The sequence below is a fragment of the Caballeronia insecticola genome (assembly GCF_000402035.1).
Classification (GTDB): Bacteria; Pseudomonadota; Gammaproteobacteria; order Burkholderiales; family Burkholderiaceae; genus Caballeronia; species Caballeronia insecticola.
The window spans coordinates 327,021-340,740 of record NC_021294.1; the positions used below are offsets into that span (position 1 = coordinate 327,021).

Annotated in this window: 12 protein-coding genes; 9 read left to right on the forward strand and 3 right to left on the reverse strand. The window is 63.7% G+C overall.

What is annotated here, in order from left to right:
* Positions 1-134: 134 nt before the first annotated feature.
* From BRPE64_RS15595 to BRPE64_RS15605, 3 genes are all read left to right on the forward strand, one after another.
* Positions 135-641, forward strand: coding sequence for a hypothetical protein (locus BRPE64_RS15595; RefSeq protein ID WP_016354418.1), 507 nt, complete (start codon positions 135-137; stop codon positions 639-641).
* Positions 642-876: 235 nt separating this feature from the next.
* Positions 877-1,143 (forward strand): hypothetical protein, encoded by a 267-nt coding sequence (locus BRPE64_RS15600; RefSeq protein WP_016354420.1) that lies wholly within the window; start codon positions 877-879, stop codon positions 1,141-1,143.
* 149 nt (positions 1,144-1,292) lie between these two features.
* A complete protein-coding gene (locus BRPE64_RS15605; RefSeq protein WP_044042681.1) occupies positions 1,293-2,522 on the forward strand; it encodes a L,D-transpeptidase in 1,230 nt (409 codons plus the stop codon).
* 26 nt (positions 2,523-2,548) lie between these two features.
* Here the strand turns inward: BRPE64_RS15605 and BRPE64_RS15610 are convergent, their stop codons facing one another.
* A complete protein-coding gene (locus BRPE64_RS15610; RefSeq protein ID WP_016354422.1) occupies positions 2,549-3,433 on the reverse strand; it encodes a DMT family transporter in 885 nt (294 codons plus the stop codon).
* Positions 3,434-3,531: 98 nt separating this feature from the next.
* Positions 3,532-3,717, reverse strand: a complete 186-nt coding sequence (locus tag BRPE64_RS15615; protein ID WP_016354423.1) for a hypothetical protein — start codon at positions 3,715-3,717, stop codon at positions 3,532-3,534.
* 225 nt (positions 3,718-3,942) lie between these two features.
* Between BRPE64_RS15615 and BRPE64_RS15625 the strand changes: the two genes are divergently transcribed.
* The 6 genes from BRPE64_RS15625 to BRPE64_RS15650 all read left to right on the forward strand — a co-directional run bounded on the left by BRPE64_RS15625 (position 3,943) and on the right by BRPE64_RS15650 (position 11,407).
* On the forward strand, positions 3,943-4,698 hold the full coding sequence (locus BRPE64_RS15625; protein WP_016354425.1) for a DeoR/GlpR family DNA-binding transcription regulator: 756 nt from the start codon (positions 3,943-3,945) through the stop codon (positions 4,696-4,698).
* 143 nt (positions 4,699-4,841) lie between these two features.
* Positions 4,842-5,912 carry a 2-aminoethylphosphonate ABC transporter substrate-binding protein gene (gene phnS, locus BRPE64_RS15630; protein WP_016354426.1) on the forward strand — a complete coding sequence of 357 codons (1,071 nt, stop codon included), beginning with the start codon at positions 4,842-4,844 and terminating at the stop codon, positions 5,910-5,912.
* Position 5,913: 1 nt separating this feature from the next.
* The gene (phnT, locus tag BRPE64_RS15635) at positions 5,914-6,975 is read left to right on the forward strand and encodes a 2-aminoethylphosphonate ABC transport system ATP-binding subunit PhnT (protein ID WP_016354427.1); all 1,062 of its coding nucleotides are present in this window, start codon (positions 5,914-5,916) and stop codon (positions 6,973-6,975) included.
* Positions 6,953-7,882, forward strand: a complete 930-nt coding sequence (phnU, locus tag BRPE64_RS15640) for a 2-aminoethylphosphonate ABC transporter permease subunit (RefSeq protein ID WP_016354428.1) — start codon at positions 6,953-6,955, stop codon at positions 7,880-7,882. The genes phnT and phnU overlap by 23 nt, the downstream gene beginning before the upstream one ends.
* A 1-nt stretch (position 7,883) precedes the next feature.
* Positions 7,884-8,696: a 2-aminoethylphosphonate ABC transport system, membrane component PhnV gene (gene phnV / locus BRPE64_RS15645; RefSeq protein WP_016354429.1), complete on the forward strand. Its 813-nt coding sequence runs from the start codon at positions 7,884-7,886 to the stop codon at positions 8,694-8,696.
* A 257-nt stretch (positions 8,697-8,953) separates the two neighbouring features.
* Positions 8,954-11,407 (forward strand): glycogen/starch/alpha-glucan phosphorylase, encoded by a 2,454-nt coding sequence (locus BRPE64_RS15650; RefSeq protein WP_044042285.1) that lies wholly within the window; start codon positions 8,954-8,956, stop codon positions 11,405-11,407.
* Between the two features lie 261 nt (positions 11,408-11,668).
* On the opposite strand, the gene BRPE64_RS15655 is transcribed toward BRPE64_RS15650, so the two are convergent.
* Positions 11,669-13,690, reverse strand: a complete 2,022-nt coding sequence (locus BRPE64_RS15655) for a hypothetical protein (protein ID WP_016354431.1) — start codon at positions 13,688-13,690, stop codon at positions 11,669-11,671.
* Positions 13,691-13,720: the final 30 nt, after the last annotated feature.

The window sequence follows — 13,720 nt, forward strand, 5'->3', positions numbered from 1 at the left end:
GTCCATATGACGCCACGCAACAATCGCGCACAACAGTTCACCTGCTGCAAGTCTTTCGTGTGTTTTAATTGACCCTTCGATTATCTCAATAACATGCGGCGACGTTTCGCCGCGCGATGGGTTGCGCGAGAGGCATGATTCGAAGGGATACCGGGACCATCGGAAAACGAAAGGCACGCGCCGCGCTGGCATTTTGCTGCGCGCTGCTCGCGTTCATGCCGGGCGCGTCGCAGGCCCAGCGCGCCGAATGGCTCGATGCGCGCGTCACGCAGACGACCATCGTCGATACGATCTGCGTGCCGGGCTACGTCGACCGCGTGCTGCCGTCCTTCGAAATCCAGATGCGCCAGAAAGAGCGGCTCCTGAAGCAGCGCAGCATCGACGCTTCCTTCGCGTCGGAATATGCACTCGATCACCGCATGCCGGTGCTGCTCGGCGGCTCGCCGAACTCGCCCGCGAATCTGGATCTGCGCCGCTGGGAAGGGCGCGCGGGTCAGCGTCGCAAGGAACGGCTCGCGGTTTATCTGAAACGCTGCGTGTGCACCGGCGACATCACGCTGAAAGACGCGCAATCGGCGATGGCCGGCGACTGGGCCAATCGCTATCCGAACTTGTCCAGCATGTCGTGCAGCGGCTTTTGACGATTGATCCGCCGTATCCTTCCGATTTAGAACATTTATTGAAAAAGACGGAATGCCGCAGCCCGGCCACGGTCTACGAGACTAGTATGTATCTATCTCGAAATTATCCGCCCGGAGTTGCCATGATCGTCGCTTATGTCTCCCTTTTCGTCGTCGGCACTTTGGCGGCGGCCATGATTCATCGACGCCGTCCGCAGCCGGTACCCGTGCGCGCCCGCGCCAGAAGGTAACTGCGATGAACCTGCTCGTCTGGAATCTTCCGCGGCGCTGCGCCGCGCGCGAGGTGCGGCGTTTTCTCGAGCACGAACTCGGCGATCTGGTGAGCGACATCGAAGTGCACGGCGCGGGCACGGCTCAGGCCTATGCGATCGCGCGCCTCGCGACCGATGTTCCGTATATCGGCGAGGCGATTGCTCAGAAGCTCTGTCGTCAACGCCTTCTCGATGCTCCCTTGCGTGCGCGGGCTTCCGCGTCGGGCGACGCATCGACACGTCTGCATTAACGGTCGGCGCGCGAAACGTGTAGCGCGGCCGGAACGAACCTTGCTGGAAATCCGCTGACGAACGTCATGTAGCGGCGAAGCCGGTGCCTCGTGCGCACCGGCTTTTTTGTCGCTGGTCGGTGAAGAAAGCAAAGGGGAAGTCGATTTCGATGCAGCAGGCAGGAAAGAACACAGTGTCCTTCGGGACAAGGTTTTTCGCGGGCGTGGCTACAGGCGCGCTTTTTTCCATCGCGACGGTAGCTTATGGGCAGCAGGCGGCGTCGCCGGGCGCGGTCGCGCAAGGGCGCGTGACGGAGATGTCTGTCATGCCCGTCGCGCCCGCGCCACCTGCACCGCCGATGCCGTCCGGCGCCAGCATCCCGCATGGTGCGAGCGCGCCGGAGCGCGCGCTTCCCGCCATGCCCGTACCGATGCCCGCGCCCGCGCAGGCGGCCTCCGCGGCGTCTGCGGTCCCGCCAGCGAGTGAGGCATCCGGCGCATCGGCGGCGAGCGAGGCCAGCGCGGCAAGTGCCGCGAGCGCAGCAAGCGCGGCCTCCGAGGCGCAAGCGCCTGAAGTGCCTCTTCCGCCCGAACCACCCGAGCCGAATCTCGCCCAACGCACCGGCATGCAACCGGCGGCCGCATTCGCAATGCGCCAGACCTTCGCGAAGGAAGTCGACCGCAGACTCACGGTGCCGCCATCCGATCAGCAGGCGTACGGCCGCCTGCTGCAGCACACACTCGACGCCGACGGCCACGGCGATCTCGCCAACGAATTCGTCGTGCTCGTCGATCGCAGTGCGAACGTGCAGGCGATCTTCGTCTATTTTCGCGCGAAGCCGGGCGACGCCTGGTCGATGATCGGCGCCGCGCCCGTATCGACGGGTCGTCCCGGCAGTTACGACCACTTCGTGACGCCGCTCGGCGTGTTCCAGCACGTGCCGGGCAACATGGACTTCCGCGCGGAAGGCACGCTCAACGAGTTCAAGATTCGCGGCTACGGCGCGCGCGACATGCGCATTTACGATTTCGGCTGGACCGACGGCGAGCGCGGCTGGGGCCACGGCGGCAAATCGCCGATGCGCTTCCAGATGCACGCCACCGATCCCGAGAAACTGGAACCGCTGCTCGGCATGCGGCACTCGAAGGGCTGCGTGCGCATCCCGTCGACGCTCAATACGTTTTTCGATCACCACGGCATCCTCGACGCTCAATACGAGGCGCGCGCCGCCGAAGGCCAGTCGATGTGGGTCCTCAAGGCCACGCGCAAGACGACGCCGTGGGCGGGGCACTATCTCGTTGTCGTCGATACGGGAAGGCAGTCGCGGCCCGCGTGGTCGCCGGGGCCGGGACGGGCGGTACGCGCCCACATTCCGGCGGGCGCGGATAAGGTCGATTGAAGGTGGCTGAAGCCGTCCGCGAAGCGCTATTTCGAGCGGGCGAGCAACACGCCCGCGAGCGCCGCCGCGAAGCCCGCGAGTTGCACCGCGCTGAGCGTCTCGCCGAACGCGACGTAGCTTTCGAGCGCGGCGAGCGGCGGCGCGAGAAAGAGCAGGGCGGTCGCGCGCGATGCGGCGCCGCGCCGGACCATCCAGACGAGCAGCGTCGTCGCGACGCCCGAGAGCATGAGGATGCCCCAGGCGAGCGAAATCCACGTCGTCGTCGATGCAATGAAGCGATGTTCCCCCAGCGCAAACACAAGCACGAGCGCGACGACCGCAGCGCCCGCGTTCTGCACGGCGCTCGCGCTGCGGATATCGGCGCGTGCGAGCGAAGTCTTCTGATAGAGCGTGCCCGCCGTGATCGCGACCACCGACAGCACCGCGATCGTCACGACGAGCCACTGCGGCGCGTGTCCCGCACCCGTTTGTGCGGCATGCATTCCGCCGCCGATGATCTTCGGCGCGAGCACGAGCGCCACGCCGATCAGACCGAGCACGAGTCCGCCCCAGGCGCGCGGCGAAAGCTTTTCGCCGAACAGCCGGGCAGCGACGGCCGCGGTCAGAAGCGGCTGCAGCGCGCCGAGCAACGCCATGACGCCCGCGCCGAGCCCTTGCGCGACGGCCCAGTAGCCCGCGCCGAGATAGACGCCTTGCAGCAGCGCGCCGGCAAGCAGATGCCGGCCGATATCGCGTCCTCGCGGCCAGGGCGCGCGTGTGACGAGCGCGATTGCGACGAACAGCAGCGTCGTGCCGGCGAAGCGCGCGAGCAGATAGACGTTCGGATCGACATAAGGCGTGATCGCCCGCGCGACGATAAAGCCCGTCGACCAGAGAAACACGAAGACCGGCGCGGCGAGAAGCGAAATCATGAGAGGAAGGCGACGAAACGGAATGCCGAAGTATCGTCGCGTGCGGCGAATTCGTCTTGTCTAACCGTGCACTCGGGGCATCCGCGAGTGTGGCCGCGTCATTCGAGCGAGAACGTGTCGAGCGGCTGATTGGCGCGCGCGTCGCCTTCGAGGCGCCGCGAGAGTTGCGCGTGCAGGCGCCGGGCTTCGTCGAGCGTGAGATCGATCCAGTAGGGATCGCCTGCTGCGTCGTTCAGCCGGGCGGGCGGAAACTGAATCTCGATGACCACGCCTTTCTTGTACATCCGGATAACCTCGTTCGACGCCCTTCGCTACATCCGGGGCAAGCAGCGAGTCTAGCGGAGCGGCGCGCGTCGATTGCCAATGCAGCGGAAAGAATGCATTGCGCGATGCGGCTTGACGTGCGCCTTGACGGGTCGATCGAAGATCGGCCGCTTGCCAAAGTTCTGCCACATGAGGCCGCTAAACTCCACACGCTGCCTCGCCATCACTTCGCTCGCGATTCCCGGATGCTCGCAGAACAACGTCATCAATACATTCTCGCCGAGCTGGACAAACACGGTGCGCTCGCCGTGGCCGACCTCGTGCGCGCGCTGGCCGTGTCGCGCGAGACGGTGCGGCGCGATCTCAATGCGCTCGCCGGACGCGGCCTCGTCGCGACGACGCATGGCGGCGCATTGTCGATGGACCGGCGCGAGCCGCATGTCGATGTGCGCGAGGCCAACAACGCGGCGGCCAAGCAGGCGATCGGCGTGCGCGCGGCGGCGTTCGTGCCGGACGGGGCGTCGCTCGTCATCGATTCCGGCAGCACGACGCAGGCCGTGGCGCGGGCGCTGGCCGAACGTCATCGGCTGACGGTCTATACGAACGACTGGCGCATCGCGATGCTGCTCGCGCGGCGCAACGGCAATCGCGTGAGCCTGCTCGGCGGCGAGATTGCCGATCTGGAAGACGCGACCTTCGGGCTCGATACGATCCAGCAGATTTCGCAGTATCACGCGGATTTTGCGTTCGTCGGCGCGGGCGGCATCACCGACGATGCGCATCTCACCGATTACTCGCGCCTCGCCGCCGAAGTGCGCGGCCGCATGATCGCGGCTGCGGCGTGCGCGATCGTTGTCGCCGATTGCTCGAAGTTCGGGCGCACCACGCCCGTGCGGATTCGCGGCTTCGAGTCGGTGCGCTATCTCGTCTGCGACGCGCCGCCCGATCGGGCGATCCGGCGCGCCCTCGCGTCGCGCGGACCGGAAGTCGTCACGGCCTAGCCGTTTGGCGATGCGCATTTGGCGAATTGTGCAAACGGTTGGCGAAGCGTGGCGCCTTCACGTCGATGTCACAGATCTCTGCAATCCTTCGGGTCGAAGGTCGAGACCGACCTCCACCATTCCCGACAAGAGAGATCATCATCATGACCCGCGATTTCCGCTTCGCGCGCGCCGTGCTGCCGGCGTTCGCCGCCGCCGCGCTGTTTGCCGCGATGCCCGTGCATGCCGCCGACGCCGTCGTCCTGTACACCGCCGACGGCCTCGAAAACCTGTACAAGGATGTGCTTCCTGCGTTCGAAAAGAAGGAAGGCGTGAAGGTCAACATCGTCACGGCGGGAAGCGGCGAAGTGGTGAATCGCGCGACCGTCGAGAAGGATTCGCCCAAGGCCGATGTGCTCGTCACGCTGCCGCCGTTCATCCAGCAGGCGCAGCAAGGCGGCCTGCTGCAGCCCTATCAGAGCGTGAACTACAAGAACGTCCCCGCGATTGCGAAAGCGCAGGACGGCGCGTGGGCCACGTTCGTGAACAACTACTTCTCCTTCGCGATCAACCCGGAAGTCACCAAGACCGCGCCTGCGACTTTCGCCGATCTGCTGCATCCGAACTATACGGGCAAGATTGCCTATTCGAACCCGGCGACGGCGGGCGACGGCATGGCCGTCATCATCCTGACCTCGGCGCTGATGGGCGAGGACAAGGCCTTCGATTACCTCAAGACGCTCGAACAGGGCGCCAAGTTTCACACGAAGGGCACCGGCTATCTCGACGTGCTGCTCTCGCGTAACGAGATCGCCTTCGCCAACGGCGACCTGCAAATGGACCTCGACGACGCCGCGAACGGCGGCCTGTCGATCAAGCCGCTGTTCCTGTCGCACAAGGCGGGCGAGGCGCCGACCACGTTCCAGCTTCCGTACGCGATCGGCCTCATCAAGAGCGGGCCGAATCAGGCGGCGGGCAAGAAGCTGATTGATTATCTGATGTCGACGGACGTGCAGTCGAAAGTGCCGGACATCTACGGCATTCCAGGCCGCACCGACGTGCCGCTCGCCGGCAAGAACGGCGAGACCGTCAAGCAGGCCATCGCCGGCGTGAAGCTGATTCCGGTCGACTGGAACGAAGTCATGCAGAAGAAGGCCGGCTGGACCGAACGCTGGAAGTCGGAAGTGATCGGCAACTCGGGCAAGCAGACCGACGTCGTCAAGCCGAAGTCGTAACGTGAGCGCCGTACTCAAGGACGCGCCGGACGTCTACCCGGCGCACGGCGTGCATATCGACCGGCTCACGGTGCGCTTCGGCGCGCGCACCGTGCTCGACGATCTCACGCTGCGCATCGAGCGCGGCGAATTCCTCACCGTGCTCGGCCGCAGCGGCTGCGGCAAGACCACGCTGTTGCGTTTCATCGCGGGCTTCGTCGCGGCCGACGCGCTCGCGGGCACGCTCTCCGTGGCGGGCCGCGATCTCACGCACACGCCGCCGCATCAGCGCAACCTGGGCTTGCTGTTCCAGAGCTATGCGTTGTTTCCGCATCTGTCCGTGTTCGACAACGTCGCGTTCGGCCTGCGCGCGCGCAAGCTGAAGGCGGGCGAGATCGCGCGCCGCGTCGCCGATGCGCTCAAGCTTGTGCAACTCGCCGATGCCGGTCACGTCATGCCCGCGCAGCTTTCCGGCGGCATGCAGCAGCGCGTGGCGCTGGCGCGTGCGCTCGTCATCGAACCGGATGTGCTGCTGCTCGACGAACCGCTCTCCGCGCTCGATGCCAACCTGCGCGCCTCCGTGCGCAGCGAGCTTAAGGCGCTGCACGAACGTCTGCCGAATCTGACGATCGTCTGCGTGACGCACGATCAGGACGACGCGCTCGTGCTCTCCGACCGCACGCTCTTGATGCGCGACGGCCGCATCGCGCAACTCGGCGCGCCGCGCGAACTGTACGACGCGCCGAACGACGCCTTTGTGGCGCGCTATCTCGGCGCGGCGAACCTGCTGCCGCCGCGCGTGGTGTACCCGGTCGGCGATGCGCGGCACGAAGAGCGCGAACGTCTCGCGTGCATTCGTCCGGAGCGCTTCAACATCGTGCCGCTGGGCGAAGGTCCGTTGCACGGCACGATTGCATCCGTCGAATGGTATGGCGCGGCGCTGTCGATCTCCGTCGCGCTCGACGCGCTGCCCGGCGAGCCTGTGCTCGTGACGACGCAGCGCGGCCACACGCGCATGCCGGAAAAAGGCACGCGCGTTTCACTTCGTTTCGAGGCTGACGATGTCGTCCTTGTACGTCCCTGACGGCGTCGCGCGCGACGAAGGCGGCATCAGCGACGCCGAGCGTTCCTCGCAGTTCGCCGCCCACGCGCGCGAGGCGAAACGGCGCGAGCGCCGTGCGCAGTGGCATCTGCTCTTTATTCTCGTGGTCGTGCTCGGGCCGCTCGTCGTGTATCCGCTGGCGCGGCTCGTCATGCTGAGCATGAGCGGGCCGCACGGCTTCACGCTGCACGCGTACACCGCGTTCTTCGGCAATCCCGAAACGCGCGGCATGATCGGCACGACGCTCGTCATTCTGTTCGCGAGCGCAAGCATCGCGTCTATGCTGGGCGTCGCGCTCGCGTCGATGTTGTTCTTCAGGCCGTTTCGCGGCGCGCGCCTGCTCACGCGCTTTCTGGAACTGTTCGTCGCGTTTCCGTCGTTTCTGGTCGCGTTCACGCTGATCTTTCTTTACGGCTCGCAAGGCTCGGTGAGCATCGGCCTGCAGCGGCTCTTTTCGCTCGATGCGCCGCCGCTCGACTTTCTCTTCGGCATCGGCGGCGTGATTCTCGCGGAAGTCGTGTTCTACGCGCCGTTCGTCGTGCGCCCGACGCTTGCATCGTATGCGACGCTCGACATGCGTCTCGTCGAAGCGGCGAAAAGCCTCGGCGCGAACGGCTGGATGGTCGCGGCGAAAGTCGTGCTGCCGCTCGCGTGGCCGGGCATCGCGGCGGGCACGATCCTGTGCTTTCTGCTGACGCTGAACGAATTCGGCATCCTGCTGGTGCTCGGCAGCGCGCATCTGATCACATTGCCGATCGCGATCTACAGCGCCGCCACCGTCGATCTCGATCTGCCGACAGCGGCGGCCGGCTCGGTCGTGATGCTGCTGATGTCGTTGTCGCTGTATGCGCTTTACCGGCGTGTGAATCGCCGCTCGGGAGGGCGCTGACATGCAGCTTTCGATTCGCTCACGATTCACGCCCGGCGCGTTCGTGCGCATCGCGTTTACGGGTTTCGTCGCGTTGCTGTGCATCTGGCTGTTCGTGCTGCCGGTGATCGTCGTGGCGCTGTCGAGCGTCGCGTCGCACTGGTCCGGGACGATCCTGCCCGACGGCTTCAGCACGCGCTGGTTCGCGCGCCTCGGTTCGAGCGATCTCGATGCGGTCACGACGAGTCTCGAAGTCGGCATCGGTGTTGCGTTGCTCGGCACCGCGCTCGGCTTGTGGCTCGCGCTCGCGCTGGAAGGACGCGACCGGCGCGGCTTGGGCGCGCTCGTCGACGCCGTCGCGATGATGGGCAGCGGCGTGCCGAGCGTCGTGCTCGGCCTCGCGGTGCTGATTGCGTATCACAAGCGTCCGCTCGATCTGTCCGGCTCGGCCGCGATCGTCGTGCTGGTGCAGCTCGCGCTGGTGTTGCCGTTCTGCTACCGCTGCGCGGCTGCGGCGCTGCGTCCCGAACTGACGACGCTGCGCGAAGCCGCCGCGAGCCTCGGCGCGCCGCCGCGCATGGTGCTCGCGCGCGTGATCCTGCCGCAACTCGTGCCCGCGTTGCGCGCGAGCCTGGCGCTCGGCTTCGCGCTCTCGCTCGGCGAACTGGGCGCGACGCTGACCGTTTATCCGCCGGGCTTCGCGACGGTGCCGATCGTCGTCGTGGGGCAGGTCAATCGCGGCTACTATCTGCCGGCGTCGGCGCTTTCGCTGATTCTGTTAGGCGTTTCGCTTGCCGCGCTGCTGTTGATCGCCGCGCGTGCGCCGCGCCGATGAATCGTACGTCGATAATCAGGATATCGAAATAATTTAGGGCGCTCGAAATGACACCCGAAGGCCGCGGGAAGCAATTCCCGGGCCTCGTTCCGGTGCGCGGCCTGTCATACCAAAAAAAATAAAACTGGCGTAACCTGCACGTTCAGGCGCGGCCGCACCCGCGTGGATCGGAGCGGAAAGCATCCCGGGCGTTCGGATGTTGAAACTCAGACGCGCTTCCGCGGTCGTTGCATATGTTGCAAACACCGGAGGTTTCGATGACATCCGTCGACCTGGAATTCGACCAGCTCAATAGCACTGTCGATGCGCTCAGACGCTCCATCTCGAACCGCCTGATGTACGGCGTAGGCAAGGATGCAGTCACCGCGCAGCCGCGCGACTGGCTCCATGCGGCCGAACTGGCGGTGCGCGACCGCCTCGTCGCGCGCTGGATGCGCACCACGCGTCTGCAATACGAGCAGGACGTGAAGCGCGTCTATTACCTGTCGATGGAGTTTCTGATCGGCAGAACCTTCACCAACGCGCTGCTCGCGCTCGGCATCTACGACGAAGTGCGCGACGCGCTCGCCGGACTCGGCGTCGATCTGGCGGCGCTGGAAGAGCTGGAGCCGGATGCCGCGCTCGGCAACGGCGGCCTCGGGCGGCTCGCGGCCTGCTTCCTCGATTCGATGGCGACCGTCGGCGTGCCGGGCTTCGGCTACGGAATCCGCTACGAGTACGGCATGTTCCGGCAGACGGTCGTCGACGGCAATCAGGTCGAAATGCCCGATTACTGGCTGCGCGCGGGCAATCCGTGGGAGTTTCCGCGGCCGGAGGTCGTGTACACGGTTCATTTCGGCGGCCGCACCGTGCAGCACGAGGACCGCACCGACTGGATCGACACCGAGCACGTGAACGCGATGGCCTACGACACGGTCATCCCCGGTTTCGCGACGACGGCGACCAACACGCTGCGCCTGTGGTCCGCGCGCGCCACCGACGAGTTCGATCTCTCCGCGTTCAATCAGGGCGATTACCGCCGCGCGGTGGAGGCGAAGAACACGTCGGAACACGTGTCGCGGCTGCTGTACCCCGACGACTCGACGCAGGCCGGACGCGAGCTGCGTCTGCGCCAGGAATACTTCTTCGTCTCCGCGACAATGCAGGATCTGATCCGCCGCTACCAACGCACGCACACGCATTTCGGGCGGCTGGCGGAGAAGGTCGCGGTGCATCTGAACGACACGCATCCGGTGCTCGCGATTCCGGAACTGATGCGGCTTCTCGTGGACCGGCATCGCGTGCCGTGGGACAAGGCGTGGAAGCTCATCCAGCAGATGTTCTCCTACACGAATCACACGCTGATGCCGGAGGCGCTCGAAACGTGGGACGTCGAGATGCTGGCGCGTCTGCTGCCGCGGCATCTGGAGATCATCTTCGAGATCAACGCACAGTTTCTCAAGCAGGTCACGGAGAAGTTCGGCCGCGATGTCGAACTGATTCGCCGCATCTCGCTCGTCGATGAATACGGCCAGCGCCGCGTGCGCATGGCGCATCTGGCGATCGTCGCGAGTCACAAGGTGAACGGCGTCTCGAAGCTGCATTCGCAACTCATGGTGCAGAACATCTTTTCCGATTTTGCGCGCATGTATCCCGAGCGCTTCACCAACGTGACGAACGGCATTACGCCGCGCCGCTGGCTCGCGCAGGCGAGTCCGTCGCTGTCGTCGCTGATCGACAAGCGGCTCGGGCCGCGCTGGCGCACCGATCTTTTCGAGCTGGGCCGTCTGCGCGAATGGCGCGACGATCCGGAGTTCTGCAAAGCCTTCCACGAGGCCAAGTTCGCCAACAAACTGAGACTCGTCGAGCGCGCAAAACGCGATGCCAACGCGATCATCAATCCTGAAGCGCTGTTCGATCTTCAGGTCAAGCGCATTCACGAGTACAAGCGGCAATTGCTCAATATTCTGTACGTGATCGTGCGCTACAACCGCATCCGCGAGAATCCGGAGAAGGACTGGACGCCGCGTGTGGTGATGTTCGCGGGCAAGGCGGCATCGGCGTACAAGATGGCGAAAAACATAATCAAGCTCATCAACGACGTCGCGAAGAAGATCAACGCGGACCCGCTCGTGGGCGACCGGCTGAAGGTGGGCTTCATTCCGAACTACGGCGTTTCGGTCGCGGAACTCATCATTCCGGCGGCGGACCTGTCGGAGCAGATCTCGATGGCCGGCACCGAAGCATCGGGCACCGGCAACATGAAGCTCGCGCTGAACGGCGCGCTGACCATTGGCACGCTCGATGGCGCGAACATCGAAATCTGCGACGCTGTCGGGCGCGAGAACATTTTCATCTTCGGGAATACGACCGACGAAATCGAATCGCTGCGCGCGGCGGGATATCGGCCGCGTCAGATTTACGAGGAGAATCCGGAGTTGAAGGTGGCGCTGGATCAGATTCGCCTTGGGCATTTCTCACCGGAAGAGCCGCACCGTTTCTACGACATCTTCCACACGCTCGTGGACTGGGGCGATCACTATATGGTGCTCGCCGATTTCGATAGCTTCGACAAGACGCAGACCGAGGTCGATCTCAAGTATCGCGACAAGGATGCGTGGACGAAGAGTGCGATCGAAAACGTTGCGGGGATGGGGATTTTTTCGTCAGATCGGACGATTGCGGAGTATGCGCGGGATATCTGGCATGTGGAGCCGTTGCAGGTGACGTGATAGTCATGCGGAAAGGCGCGGCTTGCCGGAGTTATGCGGGTGCGGGGCCGCGCCTGCCGCGCGCGTGCGGATATCAGCGAGGCGCGGTTGGGCAGGCAGTGGAGCGGTTGAGAGAACGCGGCGGTCGGTCGGGGGCGCAGTAGCAACAGATACTTGAGACCGGCACGGCCGCCGTTGAACCCGGATGGGTGTTCAATCACGTTCGCGTCGTACGACGTATTCCTCCGTCAATAAGGTGGACAGCTCATACTTGGCGATCTCTCATATTTTCTTCAGCACCCGCATCGAAAGATTCCCGGCAGATAACGGGACTGCGCTACCCAACGGATTCAGCGCGTATGTCTTAACAATACCCGTTGATTCCACGAACGCGTAAAGCATGAGGCCGGACATCGACTGGCTGAAGCTCGCGGAGACTGCGTCTCCCGGATTCGCGCCTGAAAAGGGGCCGTTGAAAAGCAGGGTCGAAGTGTTTGCGGGAATGGATTGAGCATTGATCGGCATGACTTTCGTGAAGGGGTACGGGGTAATATCACCGATATTCGTACCTACCGTCCCGCCTTGAAAAGCGCCGATCGTGCTTGAAGTGAAGTCCGTGCCATGCCCAAGACCAATCACCGAGCCCACATGACGCGGTGCTGAATTAAACCGAAACGCGAGCTGTCCCGCCGGTACTCCGGCCGGCTGCCGAATGCGGTATCCGTCCAGGATCGCACTGGTCGCAGCGGTATCAAACATCAGCAGAACGCCTGAAGCAGATGGGGCATTCGCCACGACGTCGCCGACGACTACGTCTGGGGACGAGATATATCCGATGGCTTTCGTACCGGATGCCGAAACTCCGCGCACCGAAGAACCCGCTGCACTCGGTCCCTGCACTAAAAACACGTACTGCGCATTATCACCGTCAGCGCGAACCCCCGTCACAGTCACTCGCGAGGTCGCATTAATTGCTGCGGTCTGGGACGACACGAGTTCAATATCATCGATCGAGATTGGCCCGGTCGCCGTCGAATGCGTGAAAATGACCGGCTTGGCATCCGAGCCCGTATTGCAGTTGCGCGCCCTGAGTTTTCGGATCGACGTTTCCCCGGAACCTGATGAGCAATCGATAATCCCGCGCGTAACACTTGACGTGTATCTGTCCAGCGTAATCCCGTCAATGCGCAGTCGGCCCCACGCGCCGCCGACCGCTCCCAACCCGTTACCCTCAGCCGTTACGTCTCTTAGTCTTAGAAACGTGTTTGGTTTCGTCGCCTGAAAACCGGTGCCCGCATTGTCATTGCACGTGGTGCCAACGCATAGCGCGTCAGCATTGCCGCAGTCGTCATCGTGATTGGGCTCGAAATCGATTCCGGCCATTGGGAGCGTCCCGGTCGCGTTGGTGTAGACGCCGAAATAGTCCCGAAACCTGATTGAATTGATGACCGACATATTGTTGCGGTAGGCTTTCTTTGCGCCGCAATGAACAAGCTTGATGTCCGTAGGGACCGATGTCTGGTCATATGGCGTGGACGTGCCTACGTACCACCCGTCGCATACGGCCTGCACGGATTGCACGCGCACAAACATCAAACTCGCACAGCCGTTAAATACTTCGATGTTATGAGCAGGCGCTTCAGCGGGTGTGCGCGATCCACGATTGCCGTCGATCGTGAGATTGCAGATGAGTCCACTCGTGCATGACGTCATGAAAAGCATCTGAGAGTCAGCAGCGGCTGGAACGCCGCCGGCCATTGCAATCGTTGCGCCTCGACCGTCCCACACGAAGTCTTTGGCCCCGTTCATTGCAAGGCTTCCTGATACTACGTAGGAAGTCCTCGCACACGACAACGCGCGGCCTGAATCAGCACAGAGCCACGCGATCGCATTCCGAAGCTGCACCGTATCATCCAGACCGCCGGCTTCGAAATCCTCCACCGTCTTCTGCTCTCGCGCCTTTTCGAGCATTGCGCGCTGCTGTGCATTCGGCACGTTTTGTTCGAAGCCTATCAACGATGCCCCGTCTGGTTCGGCGAGGTCGGACGTGATGCGGCTCGTGGCTGATTGAATCGAGTTGGAAATGGCGGTCGCCAGTTGATCCGTTTTCGTCCAGTCAGGAACGCCGCCCAACTTAGCGATTGCACCGCGTATCTCTTCCGTCACACTGTGATACCACCATGCGCCCGGAACGGTATCTTTAATGTCGCTCGACGGAACGCCATCTTGCGGATATCCGCCCGCGTTGCTGTCTGGCACGGCAGGGGGAGTTGTCGCGGCGTTGAGCTTCCAGTATCTGTCCATGATTTACGGGTAGAGGTTTTAGCGTTATTG